Origin of the sequence: Pseudomonas chlororaphis subsp. piscium (genome assembly GCF_003850345.1) — a bacterium.
Lineage (GTDB): Bacteria > Pseudomonadota > Gammaproteobacteria > Pseudomonadales > Pseudomonadaceae > Aquipseudomonas > Aquipseudomonas piscium.
The window spans coordinates 3,981,973-4,001,125 of the sequence record NZ_CP027707.1 but is presented as its reverse complement, the minus strand read 5'-3'; the positions used below and the strand labels follow the sequence as shown (position 1 = coordinate 4,001,125).

Annotated in this window: 16 protein-coding genes and 4 pseudogenes; 5 read left to right on the top strand and 15 right to left on the bottom strand. The window is 57.3% G+C overall.

The features are described 5' to 3' along the window. Positions 1 to 262 precede the first annotated feature (262 nt). Positions 263 to 2,002 (bottom strand): dipeptidase, encoded by a 1,740-nt coding sequence (locus C4K38_RS18415; protein WP_053279643.1) that lies wholly within the window; start codon positions 2,000 to 2,002, stop codon positions 263 to 265. 377 nt (positions 2,003 to 2,379) lie between these two features. Between C4K38_RS18415 and C4K38_RS18410 the strand changes: the two genes are divergently transcribed. Next, a complete protein-coding gene (locus tag C4K38_RS18410) occupies positions 2,380 to 3,396 on the top strand; it encodes a GlxA family transcriptional regulator (protein WP_053279642.1) in 1,017 nt (338 codons plus the stop codon). A gap of 19 nt (positions 3,397 to 3,415) precedes the next feature. Here the strand turns inward: C4K38_RS18410 and C4K38_RS18405 are convergent, their stop codons facing one another. The 5 genes from C4K38_RS18405 to C4K38_RS18385 all read right to left on the bottom strand — a co-directional run bounded on the left by C4K38_RS18405 (position 3,416) and on the right by C4K38_RS18385 (position 7,740). After that, positions 3,416 to 3,898: a DUF4265 domain-containing protein gene (locus tag C4K38_RS18405; protein ID WP_053279641.1), complete on the bottom strand. Its 483-nt coding sequence runs from the start codon at positions 3,896 to 3,898 to the stop codon at positions 3,416 to 3,418. A gap of 96 nt (positions 3,899 to 3,994) precedes the next feature. Then, entirely contained in the window at positions 3,995 to 4,375 is a 381-nt protein-coding gene (locus tag C4K38_RS18400; RefSeq protein WP_172833174.1) for a c-type cytochrome, read from the bottom strand. A gap of 175 nt (positions 4,376 to 4,550) precedes the next feature. Then, on the bottom strand, positions 4,551 to 4,859 hold the full coding sequence (locus tag C4K38_RS18395) for an immunity protein Imm33 domain-containing protein (RefSeq protein ID WP_053279640.1): 309 nt from the start codon (positions 4,857 to 4,859) through the stop codon (positions 4,551 to 4,553). Positions 4,860 to 5,200: 341 nt separating this feature from the next. Then, positions 5,201 to 6,412 (bottom strand): MFS transporter, encoded by a 1,212-nt coding sequence (locus C4K38_RS18390; protein ID WP_053279639.1) that lies wholly within the window; start codon positions 6,410 to 6,412, stop codon positions 5,201 to 5,203. A gap of 278 nt (positions 6,413 to 6,690) precedes the next feature. Further along, entirely contained in the window at positions 6,691 to 7,740 is a 1,050-nt protein-coding gene (locus C4K38_RS18385; RefSeq protein ID WP_053279638.1) for an NAD(P)-dependent alcohol dehydrogenase, read from the bottom strand. A gap of 167 nt (positions 7,741 to 7,907) precedes the next feature. Here C4K38_RS18385 and C4K38_RS18380 point away from each other — a divergent pair, with 167 nt between their 5' ends. Continuing rightward, positions 7,908 to 8,831, top strand: coding sequence for an AraC family transcriptional regulator (locus C4K38_RS18380; RefSeq protein WP_053279637.1), 924 nt, complete (start codon positions 7,908 to 7,910; stop codon positions 8,829 to 8,831). Positions 8,832 to 9,333: 502 nt separating this feature from the next. Here the strand turns inward: C4K38_RS18380 and C4K38_RS18375 are convergent. Beyond that, complete coding sequence (locus C4K38_RS18375; RefSeq protein WP_124345298.1) at positions 9,334 to 9,954, bottom strand: hypothetical protein; 621 nt, start codon at positions 9,952 to 9,954, stop codon at positions 9,334 to 9,336. Positions 9,955 to 10,219: 265 nt separating this feature from the next. On the opposite strand from C4K38_RS18375, the pseudogene C4K38_RS18370 reads away from it, so the two are divergent. After that, positions 10,220 to 10,589: pseudogene (locus C4K38_RS18370) on the top strand (tyrosine-type recombinase/integrase); the annotation flags it as partial. Positions 10,590 to 10,723: 134 nt separating this feature from the next. Here C4K38_RS18370 and C4K38_RS18365 read toward each other — a convergent pair. Together C4K38_RS18365 and C4K38_RS18355 are read right to left on the bottom strand one after the other, a co-directional pair. Continuing rightward, positions 10,724 to 12,553, bottom strand: a complete 1,830-nt coding sequence (locus C4K38_RS18365) for an AIPR family protein (RefSeq protein WP_081001535.1) — start codon at positions 12,551 to 12,553, stop codon at positions 10,724 to 10,726. 777 nt (positions 12,554 to 13,330) lie between these two features. Then, positions 13,331 to 13,517: pseudogene (locus C4K38_RS18355) on the bottom strand (tRNA (adenine-N(1))-methyltransferase); the annotation flags it as partial. A 111-nt stretch (positions 13,518 to 13,628) separates the two neighbouring features. Between C4K38_RS18355 and C4K38_RS18350 the strand changes: the two are divergent. Then, positions 13,629 to 13,916, top strand: a complete 288-nt coding sequence (locus C4K38_RS18350; protein ID WP_053279634.1) for a hypothetical protein — start codon at positions 13,629 to 13,631, stop codon at positions 13,914 to 13,916. An 86-nt stretch (positions 13,917 to 14,002) separates the two neighbouring features. On the opposite strand, the pseudogene C4K38_RS32600 reads toward C4K38_RS18350, so the two are convergent. The 5 genes and pseudogenes from C4K38_RS32600 to C4K38_RS18325 all read right to left on the bottom strand — a co-directional run. Beyond that, positions 14,003 to 14,480, bottom strand: a pseudogene (locus tag C4K38_RS32600) (histidine phosphatase family protein); the annotation flags it as partial. 178 nt (positions 14,481 to 14,658) lie between these two features. Continuing rightward, positions 14,659 to 15,009, bottom strand: coding sequence for a hypothetical protein (locus C4K38_RS18340; RefSeq protein WP_124345297.1), 351 nt, complete (start codon positions 15,007 to 15,009; stop codon positions 14,659 to 14,661). Between the two features lie 566 nt (positions 15,010 to 15,575). Beyond that, a pseudogene (locus C4K38_RS32775) lies at positions 15,576 to 15,662 on the bottom strand (histidine phosphatase family protein); the annotation flags it as partial. 152 nt (positions 15,663 to 15,814) lie between these two features. Next, positions 15,815 to 16,867 carry an SDR family oxidoreductase gene (locus C4K38_RS18330; protein WP_053279633.1) on the bottom strand — a complete coding sequence of 351 codons (1,053 nt, stop codon included), beginning with the start codon at positions 16,865 to 16,867 and terminating at the stop codon, positions 15,815 to 15,817. Positions 16,868 to 16,870: 3 nt separating this feature from the next. Next, positions 16,871 to 17,290, bottom strand: a complete 420-nt coding sequence (locus C4K38_RS18325) for an ester cyclase (RefSeq protein ID WP_053279632.1) — start codon at positions 17,288 to 17,290, stop codon at positions 16,871 to 16,873. 116 nt (positions 17,291 to 17,406) lie between these two features. Between C4K38_RS18325 and C4K38_RS18320 the strand changes: the two genes are divergently transcribed. Then, positions 17,407 to 18,309 carry a LysR family transcriptional regulator gene (locus tag C4K38_RS18320; RefSeq protein ID WP_053279631.1) on the top strand — a complete coding sequence of 301 codons (903 nt, stop codon included), beginning with the start codon at positions 17,407 to 17,409 and terminating at the stop codon, positions 18,307 to 18,309. Positions 18,310 to 18,383: 74 nt separating this feature from the next. On the opposite strand, the gene C4K38_RS18315 is transcribed toward C4K38_RS18320, so the two are convergent. Continuing rightward, positions 18,384 to 19,148: a tetratricopeptide repeat protein gene (locus C4K38_RS18315; protein WP_053279694.1), complete on the bottom strand. Its 765-nt coding sequence runs from the start codon at positions 19,146 to 19,148 to the stop codon at positions 18,384 to 18,386. Between the last annotated feature and the right edge of the window lie 5 nt (positions 19,149 to 19,153).

Genomic DNA, 19,153 nt, shown 5'->3' with positions numbered 1-19,153 from the left:
TGGCGGTTTAATGAAATACGGCAAAAAGACGCAGGCAGAGCGTTTTCCTTACGCAATGCCGGCGTGGGTTGGCCAACCCTGGCCGCTTGCAACTGATTCTATCCTTTTGGATGGCGTCAATATGCCACTATCTGCCTGTCGACATGCCCAGAAACGACATGGCGTCTGGCCGGTCGTGCATCAGGGGGGACAGGACTCGAGCCCGACCTGGATCGGGATGAGCACCGCAGTGGACCCGCCAGGGCGGCGGGTCCGAAAGGGCTCAGAGTTTCGGCAACTGGCCGATGCGACCGAACATTTCAGTGACGATCTGCAGGTCCAGCTGGAACTGCTCGACGGTCTTGAACTCGTTGTCGTTGTGGCCGGTGTACTTGACCTCGGGACGGGCCAGGCCGAATTGCACGCCGTTGGGCAGCTCGTGCACCGAGGTGGCGCCGGCGGAGGTGCCGAACTCGTGCTTCATGCCCAGGTTTTCACTGGCCACCGCCAACAGCGCCTTGACCCATTCACCCTCGGGGTTGCGGTACATCGGCTCGGCGACCTTGTAGTCGAAGTTCACCGCGACCTGGTTCTTCTTGCTCCAGGCGGCCAGCTTGTCGGCGATCTGCTGTTGCAGCACCTCCGGGGTCTTGCCCTTGGGCACGCGCAGGTTGACCGCCAGCTTGAAGGCCTGTTCATCCTGGCCGACATAGGTCAGGGAGGTGGTCAGCGGGCCCATGAAGTCATCGGCGAAACCGACCCCCAGCTTGTTGCCCAGGTAGTCCAGGCCCCAGTTGTCGGCGGCGTAGCGGGCGGCGTCGGTGATCTGGTTGCGCTTGAGCGCGACCTTGCCGTCGAGGCTGTTGATGAAGTCGAGCATGCGCGCCACCGGGTTGACCCCGGACTCGGGCTCGGAGGAGTGGGCGGACACGCCGGTGACCGTCAGCTTGACGTCCTTGCCTACGACCTTGGCGGCCACGCTGAAGTCGCCGCCATGGGCCTTGGCGTATTCGCTGCCGGCTTTCTGCAGGCTGGCGGCCAGTTCGGCGGGCTTGTCGGTCACCAGGGTGGCCACCGAGGCGCCCGGGATCTGGTTGGTGGCCAGGCCGCCGGTCATCGAGACGATTTGTGCGCCTTTGCCCTCGGCGGTACGCCGCGGGAAGCTGGCCATCACGGTGCCGTAGCCTTTTTCGGCGATCACCACCGGGTAGCCGCCATCCAGCGCCAGGTTGTAGTTCGGCGTCGGGTTGTGTTCGAAGTAGTAGGGGATGGCGTCGCCGCTGGTTTCCTCGGTGGTGTCCACCAGCAGCTTGAAGTTGCGCGCCAGCGGCAGCTTCTCTTCCTTGATGATCTTCATCGCGTACAGGGCCACGACTATGCCGTTCTTGTCGTCCTCGGTGCCGCGGCCATACATGCGGTCGCCGACCAGGGTGACCTTGAACGGGTCGAGCTTGGTGCCGTCCTGCAGCACCCAGTTCTCCGGCGTCACCGGCACCACGTCGGCATGGGCGTGGATGCCCACCACTTCATTGCCGCTGCCTTCCAGGGAGATCTCGTAGACGCGGTTGTCGATGTTGCGGAAGTTCAGGTTGAAGGCCTTGGCCAGGGCCTGGATCTTGTCGGCGATCTTGATGAACTCGGGGTTCTCGTGCTGGGGCACGCCATCGACACGCACGGTGGGGATGGCCACCAGCTCGCGCAGGGTTTCGGTGGCGGCCTTGCCGTACTTCACCCGGGCATAGAGGCCCAGCAGGCGATGGATCTCGTTCTGCTGCTCGGCGGAAAGCGCCTTGTTGTCGAGGAAGGCGCTGATGGCCGGGCCGAGGTTGGCGTTCTTGGCCAGCTCGCTCTTGCCCAGGGTGCCGAGGAACTGGCGGAAGTCCTTGACCGATGCATCGGCGAAGCTCTTGAGGATCGCCGCGTTCTGCTGCGGGGTGATGTTGGCGTGGGCGGTCGTGGTGAAGGCTGACAGGCTGGCCAGCATCAGGGTGGCCGCGGCCAGTTGCTTGAGGGAAAAATCCATTGCGGGAGGCGTTCCTTGCAGATTGTTAGGAATTGTCTGATCAACCTTCCCAAGCTAACACCGTGAGGGATTGGTACGGGAGTCCCCGAAGTGGGATCTGTCGCACAGAAATGCAAAAGCGGCGCAGAAACGAAAAAGCTACCCGGCCTGAGACACGCAGCAGATCGGGGTTTTTAAGCAGAGGCGGGAGCCTGATCGTCGAGGGTTGGAAGCGGCAGCCTTGTCAGATATTTGTGCCCCTGTGGAACCTCGGAACAGTAGAATCCCGGTCGCCTGGTGGAGGCGCCTTCGACGGCCTGCAACCAAGGTTTTCTGTGGATGCCAGGATTCAACGTACACTGATATCTGCGTTCGGTAGGGTAAAGAGGCGAGGGCGTATGGCGGTTGAACGGCGGGATTTCAGTGGCTGCATGAAGGGCAAGAACCTGCGTTACCTGGAAGAGCTGCGGCGGGTGCCCGCGGCCCATACCCGGACAGGTTTCCTGCTGCTCGAACACTTCTCGTTGCCGGCCTTCACCCAGGCCCTGGATACCATCATTACCGCCAACCTGCTGCGGCCCGCCTTGTTCTCCACCAAGACCTTTGGCTTGCAGGACGGCGAGGTCACCAGCGACCTGGGGCTGGTGATCCGCCCCGATGCGCGCCTGAGCGCTCCAGCGCTCAAGGAGCTGGACCTGCTGGTGATCTGCGGCGGCTACCGTACGGAACTCAAGGTCAATCACGAGCTGATCAGCCTGCTGAAGGCCGCCGCCGAGCTGGGCATCACCCTGGCCGGGCTATGGAATGGGGCCTGGTTCCTTGGCGTCTCGGGGTTGCTGGAGGGTTACCGCTGCGCCATCCACCCGGAACATCGACCCGCGCTGGCGGAGATTTCCAAGGTCACCCATGTCACCAGCGAGGCCTTTATGGTGGACCGCGACCGGCTCACCGCCTCCAGTCCCGCCGGGGCCTTCCATATGGCCCTGGAGTGGATCAAGGGGCTGCACGGCAAGGCGCTGGTCGAGGGCATCGAGGATATCCTGTCGTTCGAGGAATCCCGCTACCGGCGCATCAAACCGACCCTGCATGTCTCGCTGAGCGCGCCCTTGCGCGAGGTGGTCAAGCTGATGGACGCCAACCTGGAAGAGCCGCTGCAGATGGAGCAACTGGCGGAGTACGCCGGGCGTTCCCGGCGGCAGATCGAGCGCCTGTTCAAGGAGCAACTGGGCACCACCCCGCAGCGCTATTACCTGGAGTTGCGCATCACCGAAGCGCGCCGACTGCTGCAGCACACCGAGCTGTCCCAGGTCGAGGTGCTGGTGGCCTGCGGCTTCGTGTCGCCGAGCCATTTCAGCAAGTGCTACAGCTCGTACTTCGGCTACCGGCCTTCGAAGGAAAAGCGCCTGGTGAAATGACCGTGGACATCAGCATCTATCAGTGTTCGAGCCACCAATATAAAAGTGTCTCATCCTCGTCATCATCCAGGTTTTTATAGATATTGGAGTAGTACCACTGAATCGCTGTCCTATCTCGAAACCTGTTAAAGAGGTCGTTGATCTTCTCCAACCCATTGCGCGCCGGAACCGCCAATGACAGGTTTCCCTCAAATACACCGTCCAGGGTTCCACCCAGCTCACAGGCCACGGCGTTTTCCAGCCAGGCTATTTCTTCTTGAGGAATAGCGTCCGCATAGATCTGGATGCAGAAATTCCCGCCTCGTTTCAAGACGACGGCAGGTGCTTCTCTGTCTTTGATTGAAACAATATCTCCCCGTGCCAGATTCAGCGCGATACCAGGAGAGGAGAGCAGCTGGTAAGTGTCCTGATCGATCTTGCGAGCAGGCAGTTCTTCAAAAAACGGGCCGTCATCATCTGCTACATAAACTTGAATCAGAACGGCTGCTTCTTTGTCGTTCATGCACTGCTCCGTAGCTGTAGCTCTTCGCTGAATAACTTGCTTGTAACCAACTCTGAAATGGCTCTTGGATTTCTGTGCCCATATCTCGTCTCAAGATCATCGATTTTTTGAAATCACGCCACTCATGTATTGATGTAGATCGCGCAGATCCTTAATGCTCCAAGCGTGCGGTGGTATCTTTACACCATTCTCTCGCAAGGTTCTTGGAATCAAGTCTCCATTCGGGCGAAGTATGATCGATGAAACAATAACGCCCGGATAATCATTGAGTCGTTTCTTGAAGGCGGATGTCGTAAGGTCAGGTGTTGGAGGATTGCTTTTATTAGCCAATGGCCCGGTTCCTTTGATATCCGCTCCGTGGCACACGGCACACCTCTGTGAATAGAGGTTTTTTCCATTGTCGTCCGCGAAGGACAGTGATGTTTGAATGAGCGATAGAGTTCCTAGCGAAGCGATGAATAATGTTTTTATTTTCACTTTCCATGTGGCCTTGTTGTATGAATCAGATATGAAGCGAGGGCAAATCCTGAAGGTGCCACTGCAACATGAGGGTTATTAGAAGCCCGTTATTCTCCTTCGGGACGCCCTTGCTGGCAAGGATCGCCCAGAGGGGCTAATGAACAATCTCGGTTAAATGATTTTCACTCGTTTGTCAGCCTTCCATCCAGACATCTTCGTAGCCTTCGTTGTCGATGATGAACTTGGCGCCAGCGGGTAGGCAGAGGTAATTCATCACCTGTGGCAGCATTTCACTGAGATGCTCAGTGTGAACCGCTTGATAAAAATCATCAGCGCTCGAGTGTTCTCCACAGTGAATAAACCAACTGACAGTACCACCCTCCGGCAGCGAAATTCGTGTGCCATAAATAGGTGACTTGCCCAGAGTGGCAATCGCAATGGCGACCATTTCGTCTGGAGGAAGTATAGGTAGCCCGTATTTTTCACAGATATCTTTCTGCATATTAGGCAGTGCCTCGGAATACTTGGATCTTGTATGAGCAAGCGTTTAAGGGGTTCGTAACTTTCGAAAGTGCTCAAAAAACGCTTGTGTCGCATCCGGATCTAGGTTCTTCAAATAAAAATAAAATAGCGGAGTTTCTCCACCCGAACCATACGCGCATATCTCGTGCTTGAAGACGCGCTATCAGTGAAGAATTCTCGTATTGAGCATTCACAATCTGCCTCCAGCGTCAGTAACTCCTGGCAACATCGAGGTCGAATTGTGGGCCATGGCGAACGGTGCATCCATCCCGAAATCGCCTTTCAGCCAGCGCTGCATGATCCTGGCCCGTTGCAGCCAACTCACACCGCCATGTTCGATACCCTGAAAGGCGTGCGCGTGGTGGCGCGGGCCGCCAGTACCGCCAGCACGGCGGCAACCACCAGCACTGCCGCGCTCAGTTCGAAGGTCGCCTGATAACCGCTCTGGTCGAAGGCCAGGCCGCCTACCGTGGCGCCCGCGGTTATGGCCAGCTGGATGATCGCCACCATCAAGCCGCCGCCGGCTTCCGCATCGTCCGGCAGGGCGCGGGTTAGCCAGGTCCACCAGGCGACCGGCGCCGCGGTCGCCACCAGGCCCCAGAGGCCGAGCAGGACAGTGGTGATCGACACCGAAGCGCCAAACGCCACCAGGGCCATGGCGATCGCCGCCATCATCAGCGGAATGATGATCAGCGTGCGATACAGGGCGTTTTTCAGGAAGGCTTCGATCAGGAAGGTGCCGACCAGACCGGCCAGGCCTATCACCAACAGCATCAGCGACAGCGTCGACACCTGGACCTGGGTGACCGTTTCCAGGAAGGGCCGCAGGTAGGTGAACAGCATGAACTGGCCCATGAAAAACAGGCTGACCGCCAGCATGCCCAGGGCCACCGGGATTCTTTTCATCAGGCTGAAGACATTGCCGCTTCCGGCGGCAGGCTGCGCTTTCAGCGGCGGCAGGCTGACCAGCAGCCAGACGGCGGCGATGGCGGCCACCGGCACGACGCAGAAGAACGCCCCGCGCCAGCCGATGAGGGCGCCAAGGAAGCTGCCCAGGGGTGCGGCGATCACGGTCGCCAGGGCATTGCCGCCGTTGACGATGGCCAGGGCGCGCGGCACCTGGTTCTCGGGTACCAGGCGCAGGGTGGTGGCCGCCGACAGCGACCAGAAACCGCCGATCGCCACGCCGATCAGCGCGCGGCCGGCCATGAAACTCAGGTAGCCCGGAGCGAACGCCACCAGGGTTCCGGAGAGGATCATCAACAGAGTCAGGGACAACAGCAGCCGCTTGCGGTCGACCCGGGCCGCCACCGAGGCGATCAGCAGGCTGGTGAACAGGGCAAACAGCCCGGAGACGGAAATGCCCTGGCCAGCTTGCCCCTCGCTGACCTGGAGGTCCGCGGCGATAGGCGTCAGCAGGCTGACCGGCATGAACTCGGAGGCCACCAGGGCAAAGGCGGCGAGGGCCATGGCCAGCACGGCGCCCCAGGTGTGCCGGCCCTCGGGCGATTTGGCGTGGAAGGTAGCGGTCATGGAGACAGGTTTCCTGTGTGGCTGGAAACGCCTGCGCAGACCGATGAGTTTTGCGGGCCGGGTCTTGCGGGCGCTTCGGTTTATAAGTGGGTGCACGGCGCTGAGGGCCGCGCAGGCGCGTGAGTGACGACCGACAGTCTTGCCTGTCAGCCGCCCCGGTGCTGGAGAAGATCTGGAGAAAAACGTGGCACCGGACGCGGTGCCGCGAAGCAAAGGGTGCCCAACCTGGGCACCCACCGAACTACCTAAGGTGGCTCGGGATCAGGCGCTTGCCGCGCTCAGCCCGCCAGGGTGGCGTTGTCGATAACGAAGCGGTACTTGACGTCGCCCTTGAGCATGCGCTCGTAGGACTCGTTGATCTGGTCCGCGCGCACCAGTTCGATGTCGGCGACGATGCCGTGCTCGGCGCAGAAGTCGAGCATCTCCTGGGTCTCGGCAATGCCGCCGATCATCGAGCCGGCGAGGGTCCGGCGTTTCATGATCAGGTTGAACACATTGGGCGAGGCATGCGGAGTCGCCGGGGCACCCACCAGGGTCATGTTGCCGTCGCGCTTGAGCAGCACCAGGAAAGCATCGAGATCGTGGGGCGCGGCCACGGTGTTGAGGATCAGGTCGAAGCTCTTGGCATGGGCGGCCATCTCCTCGGCATTACGCGACACCACCACTTCGTCGGCGCCCAGTTGCAGGGCAGCTTCGCGCTTGGAGTCGGAGGTGGTGAAGGCCACCACATGCGCGCCCAGCGCGTGGGCCAGCTTGATGCCCATATGGCCCAGGCCACCGATGCCGACCACGCCGACTTTCTTGCCGGGGCCGACGTTCCAGTGGCGCAGCGGCGAATAGGTGGTGATGCCCGCGCACAGCAGCGGCGCGACGGCGGCCAGTTGCTCCTCGGGGTGGCGGATGCGCAGCACGTAGCGCTCGTGGACCACGATCTGTTGCGAGTAGCCACCCAGGGTCCAGCCCGGGGCATCCGGGGTCGGGAAGTTGTAGGTGCCGATCATGCCGTCGCAGTAGTTCTCCAGGCCGTCCTCGCAGTCGGCGCAGTGCTTGCAGCTGTCGACGATGCAGCCGATGCCGACCAGGTCGCCCGGGCGGAAACCGTCCACATGGGCGCCGACCGCCGCGACACGGCCGACGATCTCGTGGCCGGGCACGCAGGGAAATTGCGTGCCGTGCCACTCGGCGCGCACCTGGTGCAGGTCCGAGTGGCAGATGCCGCAGAAGGCGATATCGATTTGCACGTCATGGGCGCCAGGGGCGCGGCGGGTGATCTGCAGGGGTTCGAGAGGTTGGTCGCCCGCATGGGCGCCATAGGCGTTGACTAACATTGCACACTCCATCCAGCGTTACGTTGGACGGTCATTTTCCCGGGCCGGTCCAAGCAGCCTGTAGTGCATTACGCTGGAATTCTTGCCCGATTCTCTGGACTTTGCTTTTTACGGTAGGACGCCCGCAAGGGCCGGGTTAACGTTTGGCGAGGAGGGTACACACCGACATGACACACCAACACGACAGCCGCGCCCAGACACCCCAGGAAACCCTTGCGCGCATCATCGGCGCCTGGATCAAACACTCGGGGGACTACTCGACACCTATCCCCGGTCTTGGCTTCTTTCGCCGCGAAATCCCTGCGCCGCCCAGCGTGTGCATGGTCGAGCCGAGCATCATCCTCGTCGCCCAAGGGGCAAAACGGCTGTGGGTCGGCGGCGAAGCCTACCCCTACGACACCTCGCGCTTCCTCGTCACCTCACTGGACCTGCCGGCCAATTCCGAGGTGACGGCCGCCAGCCTGGAACAACCCTGCCTGGGGCTGGGCTTCAAGCTCGACCCACGGATGCTGGCGGAGCTGGCCGCCCAGGGCGGGCTGCTGCAACCTCGGGATCGAGGCACAGGCAAGGGCGTGGGAATCGGCACCACGACACCGGCCATGCTCACCTCGTTCGTGCGCCTGCTGGAATTGCTGGACGAGCCCGAAGCCATCCCGGTGCTGGCCCCGCTGATCCAGCGCGAGATCCACTACCGCCTGCTGATGAGCGACCAGTCGGCGCGGCTGCGGCAGATCGCCTCCGTCGACGGCCAGGGCCACCGCATCGCCAGGGCCATCGACTGGCTGAAACTGAATTACACCGCGCAACTGCGCGTCGACGAACTCGCGTCCCGGGTGCAGATGAGCACGCCGACCTTCCACCACCACTTCCGCCAACTCACCGCCATGAGCCCGTTGCAATACCAGAAATGGCTACGGCTGACCGAAGCCAAACGCCTGATGATGAACGAACATCTGGACGTATCGAGTGCCGCCTTCAAGGTCGGCTATGAAAGCCCGTCGCAGTTTAGTCGGGAGTACAGTCGGCTGTTTGGCTTGGCGCCCAAGCGGGATATTGCGCAGCTGCGGGCTTGTGGGGGAGGGGGTGAGTAGGAGGTGCTGGGGCTTACGGGCATTTGATTCGGGAAAGACGAGCGATCGCGACTAAGGCGCCCTCAATTGAATGTCCGCGGTTCTTAATGAGAGACCGCGAACACCCCAGAAGCAGTCATTCGCGAAGGGCAGTAATCGGCTGTGGATTCAACCGGCCGCTTTCAACCTATAGTCGATTTTTTGTAGGCGAAAATACCACGCTAAGGGGACTAATTGTCATCAGCAGCGCCATGCTTCCATTGATCATCAATCTGTACTCCAATGCAAATCCATATAATAGCTCCATTACTTACTCCAACCATATACAGCAACTATCAAGAGGAACGCCACAGCAGGCCAAGGCCGTCGTCCTCAGCCTTATAAACGACTCAACTCTCGCCAAAAGAGTTCTGAAGAATTTTCTTTTATCTCAGGCATGCCTCCTCCCATCGCCCCTCGCAGTACATTAAGTGAATCCTGAAAGTCAGTTGTTTTTTTACCATAACAAGAAGTTTGTCACACATTAATGCAAAGGTAATTCATCGATCTTAGCCTGGATGCTAACTTTATCGACTTTAAGTTTCTTTATTTTCGCGCTCGCCGCCTCCATGATGGCGAGTCCAATTTCTTTTTGCTCTGGTGGTGCATACATAAAGCCTGCGGCACCTTGACGATATTCCATCTCGGCCTCGAGGATTTTTTGGTCAAGATCCTGCAATCGCTGTTCAAACTCGAGGCGCTTTGATGTGAGTGCAGCTTGGCGAATATCTATCTCGTCTTGTTTAGCTTTCGCGAGCGCTTCAGCTTTGGCGCGCTCGACACCGGCGTTGATCGATACAGTTGCGATGGCTGCCAAAGTTCCTAGGAGCACGATTACGGCAAGCATAAAGTGCCGATGATTTCGAGCTCGAAGCCATTGCTCCGGTGAAATGCTTGACGGTAGAACCTCACCAAGCTCAAGTTGAATAACCTTTACACGCTCGTCAGCCGGAAGTTCGTGTAGCCGAGCCATTAGTATCTTGAGACGTACAGATCGATGCATCGCCCATGTCCAAGCAGCAACAGTAATCAAGTACCCGATTAGGGCATAAGGGCTTGTGGCAACTATAGGCAGAGCTTTTAGAATCTGAGCAATGAATTCCATGTCTACTCACCTTTTTTCGGGTTTTATAGTCTCAAGAGTAGTGCAGGGAGAAAAAAGAGCCGGCCTAACTGAAGAAAGGAAACAGATTTACTTTGCTAATTCGAGCAAGTCTTTATAGCTAAATTGCCGGTTGATTTGAATGTCCGCTCTTGGCCGGTTAGTGATCATTACTCTGCTGGTCCACCCTTGTCCTCCCTCACATAGAGGACAAGCCATGAACACCATTGCCACCTTCACTCATCAGTCTTGGAACAAGGGAAAACTAGAAGCTCAACGACCAGTGCAGTTCGAGATCACAGAGCAAACCCGGGTAGCTTTGGCGGTATGGATACATCAGGCCCAGCTCCGCAGCGACGATTGCCTGTTTCCGAGTCGGTTGCGAGGCTCAGAACGTCTCTCCACCAGGTAATACGCTCGAATTGTCAAAGCCTGGTGACAGCCATTGGCCTTGATCCGGCCATGTACGGTACCCACACGCTGCGGCGTACGAAGGTATCCCTGATTTACCGCAGGACGAGAGGAACCTGAGGGCAGTCCAACTCCCGCTCGGCCATACGAAGCTGGAAAGCACCGTTCGATACCTGGGAATTGGTGTCGATGACGCCTTGGAAATGGCGGAACAGATCGAGGCCTGACCATGCATAGCGACGGCCGAAGCCAGACCGTCGCTATCCGGCCAAGAGCTGTCACTTGTTGCCAGCAGAGTCAGCCCTAGGATTCCCCCAGCAGCATCAATATCGTGGTCTTTCCCCGATTGTTACGCGGCGTTTCATTGGGATGAAACAGGTCCGTTGGTAGACGGGTAGGTTCTGAGTTTAATTGTCAGATAATCAATTATCTCGTCAACCTTTTCGGTGTTTGCAAAGAACCTTGCGGGATACGCATTTGTATATCCATGCTCTATGTAATGCTCAATCTCTTCGCACAAGAAGTCGAGTTTTTCAAATAGTTGTGGTTCTTTTGGTTGCACAATTTCTGTTGCACTGTAAATTCCACATGCCTCTCTAAGTAGAAGAGAAGTCAATACTCTATTTGCGTGGGTGACGATTAAGTGTTGTTTCCTTTTTGCAGCCCTGTCAATTCCTTCAAGTTTTTCGGAGATCAGTCTTTCGATAATGCGTAAGTGTATGACGGAGTTTATAATCTTAATTCCGGATACTGTAGGATTGAATATGGTCTTGTAAAAGTTTCCGTCAAGGCTTTCGAAGAAGCGTCCTCGCTTCCCTTTAAGTGTGGTAAGTATGGATGAGGACTTGGTTAGGCAGGCAAGTCCGTCAAGGGCTTCATCAAGATCAATTACAGTTGGTTCATGCGATCCAGTTTGGGCTGATGTTCTAAGTAGTTGATATTGGTAACCTTCTACGGCAAGCTCTTTCGATAGCCTTATCTGCTCTGGATGCTGAGAGGCGAAGTCTCGACCTAATACTCTATTCTGGTGATTGTTAGCTTTTGTGATTGCTGTTGCAATTTCAGCATTTTCAGTGTCGTTGACTTTTATAAATCGCGCAGAGACTCTTATTTGGGATAAAGTGACGCTTCGCTCTTCGGCACTTCCCTTGAATATTTGTCCAATGGTACTTACCGTTTGAGCGCCATTGATAATACTGACATTTGAAAATTTAAAGGTTCCCCTGGCTGTGTCTCTGCCAGCATTCCTGCGATGAGGTTGTATGTCGGACACTAGCAGTGTTATGCCGTTGTTGTAGTACCAGAACATCTCTGGGGCGCTGTTGGCTGTTTCCTTAATTGAAGCATTGACTTCGGTATCACCTAATAGATTTCGTATGTTTTTTGAGAATAGTCGAGGGCCATGAGATTCCCACCACTCAAGAATTTGGTCGCCGCTAACTTGCCCGTAGAATGACAGGTATGGTTCTTTTTTTTGACCATAGTCCTCTATCTCAACGTCGTCTAGGTCGATACTCACATGTGTTCCTGCCTGCATCCATTCAGTTAGGTCTTCGGCAGATACTAAGTGGACTTGGAATGGTAGTTCATCTTGTGAGAGTGTATCGGATGCAAGTGCTGCAGAGTTAAGCTCATCCTGCCAGAGTTGCATGTCGCTAAGAATGGCTTCTGCAGCTCCTCTTTTTCCAGTGTGAGCCATAACGAAGAGGAATTTGTAATCCTGCGAGCTTAGGCCTATGTCAATGTCAGGTGACATTAGTTGAAGGACTTCATCGAATCTGTAGTACTCCTCAAGTTGCAGCTTCTCGCAAGCAAATTTAAAAGCAACAAAGTCGTCTTTTGTCCATGTCCCATTGCCCGCTTGGTTGAACTTAGATTGTACAATTACAACTACTTTTTCGTTATGGTTTACACATACCGCATCAATTCCGCCATCTTTGGAGCTATCGCAAACACTCTGGCCTGCAATAGCTTCATCGACGGATGCTAGACTGTAAATTGAAAAGGCTGCAATGGCTCTACTAGCCATTTTAACCTCGTAGTCGGACATTTCTGGGGTGCATTCACGTTTATGTATGTAGTCCTGAAAACGTTCGCGAAGTGTTTTACCTAGTCGCTGGGCGACAATTTTCGAAGTGGCAGCAGCAGGAGTTGCATTGTCTTCTATTCGAATGTCTTTAATGAAGGCCATAATCCAAGCTTCTCATCCTTGTATTTAATGGGCTGCTAGGTGTGCAATCAGGGGGGCTTTCTAAAAGCTTTCCCGTTAGTGATGCGTAGGGTGTTTAATGCAAGTTTTGTGTTTTTCTCCAACCTCAAAGAATTCTGCTTGCGCCTATGTTTAACTAGTTTACCAGCTACACACTACTAATACTCTCCACCTAATTCCCCCCCCCACACAACCCACCCATTCCAGATCATCTCGAAGTGCGCCGTCTGCACGATCGAGGTGATCTCGCGTGGTGTCAGCAGTGCCCAGCACAGATTGCCGGGGCGCGTATCGAATGGTAGCGCAGGCCGGGGCAGTCCTGTTGTCTGGCTTCGGCGCCGAGGGCGAGTAATTGGCTGTATTCGCCCAGCGTATAGATGACGACGGAACGGGGCAGGGTGGTGGCGTCGCGCAGGCCGGAATACCTAAGGGAGTCTGCTCGCGGACCACCAGTTCCAGGCGTCCCAAAGAAAAGGGGACAGATGGCTGTCCGTTTCTGGCCGATTCTGTTGAAAAAGTCGGTTCTTCCAGACTGCCCGCGTACTGCCCGCTGAAAACGCCTTTTTTGCGCGCTGCTACGCGAAATCTGACCCCAAATCCTCTGCTCAATGTAAAGATTTCAATCTCAAACGCGTACTTTTCTACCGTGGGAACCATGGCCGACTTTTTCAACAGAATCGGCCGATTCCAGCCTATCGCGACGGTTAGCAAACTCCCCCATCCCGCCTCGCATCCGCCAGCCACTTCATCAACCACGCTGTACAGTTCCTCGGCGCTGTAGATCATCGGCCCGGCGCATCGGCGACGTTGATTTCGTAATTGAAGCGGTTTTCCTGCGCCACTTTCTCGTCCAGGATGCGGTAGCCGTTTTCCATTAGCCATTGGCACAGCCGCTGTTGGGATGCTGGACCAGGCGCTCCTGGCCGCTGTCGAGGATGTCGCGAATCATCCGAGAGGAGATACACCTGACCACGCAATCTTGTGCTTATATCGCCGCTCTCGAAAAGTCCAGGAACATCAGGATGAAGCCCCAACAGCTACCAACAATGCCGCGCTCATGAAAACGCTGTTGATCACAATCGTCCTGACGCTACTGGCGGTGTTCTATGTCGGCTATTACCAGGCGCTTGAAGATGGCGATATCGAGACGATCGTCTTCATAAAGCAGCACCCGACGGTTCAGATGAAGTTCTACAACCTGCACGCCAACGATGGCGAGATCAGGAGAGTCGAGCGCCTCACCGAGCAGGAGCGAGGCTGGATCATCGATTACTGCCGCTACCGGCTGGGTATCGACACTGCCTTGACCCGTCAGGACGATGTGGAAACCTGCGGGAAAAAATAACCATTGAGTGGCCGCCCGGAATGCTGCGCGTCGCTGGCTGGCGGTGAACGCGGCACTAGACAGCTCTGCCGCTCAACGGCCACCCCCTAAACCCCGCCATATCGATACACCGTCGCACTCCAATAGCGGCTGCCGCCATTAGGTGCTTGGCGAATCCATCCCCTCTGCTTCCAGTTGCCTGGCGATCAGTCGATTCATGAAGCCATGGCCGAGCAGCAGAACCGGGCCATCGCTGGCGAGGGCTTGAAGGCGTCGCGCGGCGGTGTTGGCGCGGGTCTTTGCAGTGGCGGCGGATTCGACGCTGGGTGAGTAACCGCACAACCACAGGACCCGAAGGATAAATGCCCAGGTAAACGGCGACAGCCGTGGCCGTTTCCAGCGTCCGTAAGGCAGTTGTGCTTCACCGAAAAGCGCGTCGACCAGGGCGGGGTTCAGGCCAAGCGCCTGGACAGAGGTCAGGGCCCGCGGCGCGTTGCTTGAGACAATCACCCTGGCGGTTGCGGCGAGTCGCAGGCATCCCTCCGGGATGGGTTGTTGGGTGATTTCGGAGCGGTTGTATTGTTCGCCCAGTCCATCATGGCGTAAAGAAAGGCACAGCATCACTGATAGTCATTTTTGTAGTATTCAGCGCCTGATCCACAAGATTTAATACCACGTCGTGTCTTGGACTAATTGAGTTCTACACGTTCATTAAGAAACCCATCTCTCCTAAGATTGATGGGTTTCTTTGAGTTCTACTTGTTTATTTTACACTAAAGGTTGCTACGATTACATCGTTGAAACTCTTGGATCTGCCATCAACAATTGTGCCTGTAAAACTGATGTTGAATGTTTTTCCTGTCTGCGTCAGCGTAAAGAATGCGCCTCCGTTTATCGTGATGCCAGGACCAGTAATGCCGACGCCGGGGACTTCTGTTTTTGCATTTGATTTGCTTATTTCTCCAGTCCAGAATTCTACGCCTAGGTTACTAAAAGCGAGTGAGGTCTGAAGGGTGTTGCTGTCATTGCTGCTGTTATAGCTACATACTGAAGAACAGTTGTCCGTTAGTGCCGCTGTATTATCAATTGCGATGAGGTTTGTGATTGCGTTCATTATGAATTCCTTTTCAAACATAAGTTGATAATAGTTGGCCAGGATATGGCTCGGCTTTGAGTCTATCTACGGTAATGGTGGTTGATAGACTCAGTTTCAAAATAAAAGTGCGGTTCAGAAATCTAGGTGCTATTAGGTTTATAGTCGCCTTACGGTATGCAAAAGGCTCTAGATCAAGGGTTTGAAATAAATTGGTTACAAAAAGTAGAAGCAGAGCGGTGATCACCGTCTGTCGGGCAACTATGGCTATGTTCAGTGCTGGACACAGCCAGAAGAATACAGATGTGAATCTGTTAGCAAAGGCTTGCGCTGTGTATTTGTTGGATGCCAGTTTCAATAAAAGTATTTGTACTATTGAGTTGATGCGAGTAAGACTCGGTGTGATTCTTTTGGATCAATTGTAAGGTTTTATAGACCGCTGTGCGCTAAGGCCGGATCTAGGCCTGAGGGGGGGGAAGTAAGGTCCGGAGAAGCCGTCTTGAGGGGAGCTAGAAATGAAGGTGGTACATATGTGAAAACTGGCTGCCGTACAAACCGTTATTTACTGGGTCTTCAGAAAAGTTGCTCCAATCCTGCATATCGAGCGCGGACAGTTTGTCGGTGGCGGCCAGCTTTGGCTGGCCGTGGCGCATCAGGATGATTTCCCTGTTCACAGTCTTTTACGTCCTTGAGGAGATTGTGGAGAGGGTACGCGAAGTGTGGTTTCGGGCGCTCGAGACATCGCTCTGATGCCAGCACGAAACTGCAGCAATGCGAGGCGAGACCAGCGGCTTTGTGGACTCGACGGTCACGCCATCTGCAAAAGTCAGTCTTCGGCCATGACGCGGGTGGGTCTTGCGCGCTGGGTTTCAAACCAGTTGCGGTCGCGGTACCACGCCACGGTGTCGGTGATCGTCAGCTCAAGTGCCCGGAAGGTCAGGCCCAGTCCTTCTTCGCTCTTGCGGTGGTTGAAACGGGTACGGTCCTTTTCCCGTACCAGCAGGCGCAGGGTGGCCATGCTCAGCAGGATGGGCCTGCCGGTCAGGCGCGCGTAGATCTCCTGCACCGCCGCCAGGGTGTAGAGAAGGGGGAGCGGCACATAGCGTGCAGGTGTCTTGACTCCGGCGATACGCCCGAGTACAGGCACCAGCTCGGCCATGGTCATATGCCGGCCCGCCGCCAGATAGCGTTCGCCGCTGCGCCCGTACCTGGCCGCGGCAATCTGCGCCAGGGCCACATCGCGGGCATCGACGACGGAGAAACTGCCGGGGATCAGCCCGGGCAACTTGCCGCGCAGGACATCGTTGACCAACTGCCCCGAGGAGGTCGGGCCGAGGTCGCCGGGGCCCCACATCCAGCCCGGTAGGACCATGCAGGCCTGCATTTCGGGATGGGTCTCGAGGAACGCCAGGATGGCTCGGTCGGCGAGGATCTTGCTGCGGTAGTAGCCATCCGCGTTGGCGTCGTCGCGCAGGCAGGTTTCATCGATGGAGGCTCCCGGCGCGCCGTCTAGCACGGCAATCGAGGAGGTATGGATAAACCGGCGGATACCGGCGCGGTAGGCCTGGGCGATCAGCTCCTGGGTACCGATGACGTTGATCTTTTCGAGTTCCTGCCAGTGGCTGCCGCCCTGGTAGTTGTCGCGAAAGAACGCCGCGGTATGAAACAGCGTGTCGCAGTCTTGCAAGGCCGCGGCGAAGGCCTCGACATCGCCCATGTCGCCCACGACCAGCTCCACGCCCGCCAGGTTCTTGAACTGCTGTTCACCCTTGGCCCTCGAGCGCACCAGGGCCTTGACCGCGCAGCCTCGCGCGACCAACTCACGCACCAGGTTGTTGCCCAGCAGACCGGTGGCGCCGGTCACGAATGCACGACGCATGGCTCAACCCTCGCTCGGTTCGGCTGACGGCATCAATATCGCGCTGTCGAAGAACACCTCTTCATGGATGGCCCACCCATCCTTGAAGGTGAAGTGCGCGGCGTAGTGCACGGCAATAAAACGTCCATGGGGTGCAAGCACCCGGTCCGGCAGCACCAGGGGCGCGGCGAAAGTGCCACTGAGCATGGCCGTCAGCGCCAGGCGATCGACGCCGACGGCGAACGGACTGAGGATCACGTGGGCATCGGGGAAAGCTTCGAACAATGCGGTTTCCCGTTGGCGCATGGCTTCGCGACCCACTTGTATCCCCGCGCTATCGAGGTAGGTGAAGTCTTCGCTCACCAGCGCCAGCATCGCCTCCACATCACGGCGATTGAAGGCATTGGCGGCGTGTTGCGCATAGTCGTTGGGGCCAATCGGCATACAGTCCATTCCATTCGTTTCCAGGGCCTGTAGATATACCGTCGAGCCCCCTCTCGAAAAACAGCGACTCCTGCATAATGGCTTTGCATATCTGCAAATCAGGGAGGAGATAAAGCATGGTGTCGGAAGCGAATTGGGACGATCTTCGCCTGCTGTTGGCCGTCTCGCGGCGTGGCAGTTTTTTGCAAGCGGGCCAGATGCTGGGGATCGCGGCGTCTACCGTGTCCCGCCGGTTGACCCAGCTTGAGAGCACCCTGGGCGAGCCGCTCGTCGAGCGCGGCGTCGAAGGGTGCTGGTTGACCTCGCGGGGGCAGTCCCTGGTGGAAGTGGCCCTGGCGGCGGAAGCGGGCTTGAGGCGGCAAACCGTTGCCGGCCGGTCCGCGCTGGACACCGAGCTGTCGGGCAGTGTCCTGGTCAGTGCGGGGGAGGGTTTTGCGTCGTGTGTGCTGGAGGCGGCGAGTCGCTTCACCGCGCTTCACCCGCGTTGCACGGTGGAGTTGCTGGTGGCCGCCGACTTTCACAAGATCGTCCGTGGCGTGGCCGACATTGCGCTGCGTACCGCGCACCTTGGTGAGCCGTCGCTGATTTATCGACCCATAGGCCGGCTCGCCTACGGCGTCTTCGCCGCTGCGGATTATCTGCGGCGCTTTCCACAGGTGACGCCGGCCACGGCAGTCAATATCGGCCTGTTGCCGCCGCTGGACATGTTGCCGCAAGTGCGCGCAGCCAAGGCCGCCGGCCTGGAGCGCGCGCAGATCAGCGTGAACTCATTCGCCCTGCAGCTGGACGCGGTGAAGCGAGGCCTGGGGATCGCGGTACTGCCGCGTGTGCTGGCGCAGGACCTGATCGAGCTGTTCCCGCAGCTCCAGCTTCCCGATATGGAGGTCTATCTGGTGACCCGGCCACAGGCCTTGAAGCAGGCTCACATCAAATGTTTTTTTGCCATGCTGGAGCAGGTGCTGCTCGAAGCCCTGGCCCTGGAGAAGGTTGAAGCTGACGCCTTGGGAGGCGAGGGCTGAGGTGTGAAGCGCCCCCGGGTTTCCTGTGTGTTATGCATGATCGGCAGAGAGCGCTCAGAAGCGCGCTCGGACACTCAACCCTGCACCAGGTAGGCTCCGGGCGGAACCCGATCGCGCAGCTTCTTGCATTTGCCGGGTTTGGGCTGATGCCCCGGCGGGCGATCGGGAAACCAGATTCGACATTTACCCGGAGGCGGCCGATGGCCACGGGGAATCTCAATCTCGTCGTACGTGGAGGCTGGCTCGGCGGACGTCATTCGCAGTTGCCCTTCGGGGCGTGTCCGGCCATCCGACGGCCAGTCTGCCGCGTTCTCTTCCGCTTCGCGGGTGAAGGCTTCAGTGCGGCGTTCAGTGTCCGGCGTGGGCTGCTCGGCGGCGACAATTTCTGCTTCACGGCGCCTTTTAACCTCTTCTTCCAGGCCTTCCTGTACGGCAACAAGAGGCTTGTCGGCGTTGGGTGGGTTATTCGACGCCAGGGCCTTCTGCGCTGCCTGGATCAATTGGAGGTTGCGATTGCGTAACGCGACGTTGCGACCGACCCGCATGTTGGAGCGAGTCGCCAGCGCCTCAGCCTGCTGATACTGCCCCTGCTGAAGACGCAACACGCCGAGGTAATGCAATGTCGCAGGATTGTTCGGTTGGATATGCAGGGCACGCTCCAGCGTGGCAGCGGCCTGGTCCAACTGGCCATCTGCATACTGCTGCGAGGCGGACTCGATCAGGGTGGTTGATGCGGTGTTACTTTGCTGAGAGGCTTTGCGCTCGGCCGCAACCGAACAATGCGACGCGACTGCGCAGAGCGCCAGGATCAGACCCGGCAGAAAACGCTTGGTTGGCATCAGGG

What these genes read in the sequence shown, in the direction of transcription:
- C4K38_RS18390 (WP_053279639.1), bottom strand. Translation starts at nt 6,412, where the DNA reads ATGACCGCTACCTTCCACGCCAAATCGCCCGAGGGCCGGCACACCTGG.
- C4K38_RS18325 (WP_053279632.1), bottom strand. Translation starts at nt 17,290, where the DNA reads ATGCCGATTGGCCCCAACGACTATGCGCAACACGCCGCCAATGCCTTC.
- C4K38_RS18410 (WP_053279642.1), top strand. Translation starts at nt 2,380, where the DNA reads ATGGCGGTTGAACGGCGGGATTTCAGTGGCTGCATGAAGGGCAAGAAC.
- C4K38_RS18330 (WP_053279633.1), bottom strand. Translation starts at nt 16,867, where the DNA reads ATGCGTCGTGCATTCGTGACCGGCGCCACCGGTCTGCTGGGCAACAAC.
- C4K38_RS18375 (WP_124345298.1), bottom strand. Translation starts at nt 9,954, where the DNA reads ATGGAATTCATTGCTCAGATTCTAAAAGCTCTGCCTATAGTTGCCACA.
- C4K38_RS18350 (WP_053279634.1), top strand. Translation starts at nt 13,629, where the DNA reads ATGAAAACGCTGTTGATCACAATCGTCCTGACGCTACTGGCGGTGTTC.
- C4K38_RS18380 (WP_053279637.1), top strand. Translation starts at nt 7,908, where the DNA reads ATGACACACCAACACGACAGCCGCGCCCAGACACCCCAGGAAACCCTT.
- C4K38_RS18365 (WP_081001535.1), bottom strand. Translation starts at nt 12,553, where the DNA reads ATGGCCTTCATTAAAGACATTCGAATAGAAGACAATGCAACTCCTGCT.
- C4K38_RS18315 (WP_053279694.1), bottom strand. Translation starts at nt 19,148, where the DNA reads ATGCCAACCAAGCGTTTTCTGCCGGGTCTGATCCTGGCGCTCTGCGCA.
- C4K38_RS18320 (WP_053279631.1), top strand. Translation starts at nt 17,407, where the DNA reads ATGGTGTCGGAAGCGAATTGGGACGATCTTCGCCTGCTGTTGGCCGTC.
- C4K38_RS18385 (WP_053279638.1), bottom strand. Translation starts at nt 7,740, where the DNA reads ATGTTAGTCAACGCCTATGGCGCCCATGCGGGCGACCAACCTCTCGAA.
- C4K38_RS18395 (WP_053279640.1), bottom strand. Translation starts at nt 4,859, where the DNA reads ATGCAGAAAGATATCTGTGAAAAATACGGGCTACCTATACTTCCTCCA.
- C4K38_RS18405 (WP_053279641.1), bottom strand. Translation starts at nt 3,898, where the DNA reads ATGAACGACAAAGAAGCAGCCGTTCTGATTCAAGTTTATGTAGCAGAT.
- C4K38_RS18415 (WP_053279643.1), bottom strand. Translation starts at nt 2,002, where the DNA reads ATGGATTTTTCCCTCAAGCAACTGGCCGCGGCCACCCTGATGCTGGCC.
- C4K38_RS18340 (WP_124345297.1), bottom strand. Translation starts at nt 15,009, where the DNA reads ATGAACGCAATCACAAACCTCATCGCAATTGATAATACAGCGGCACTA.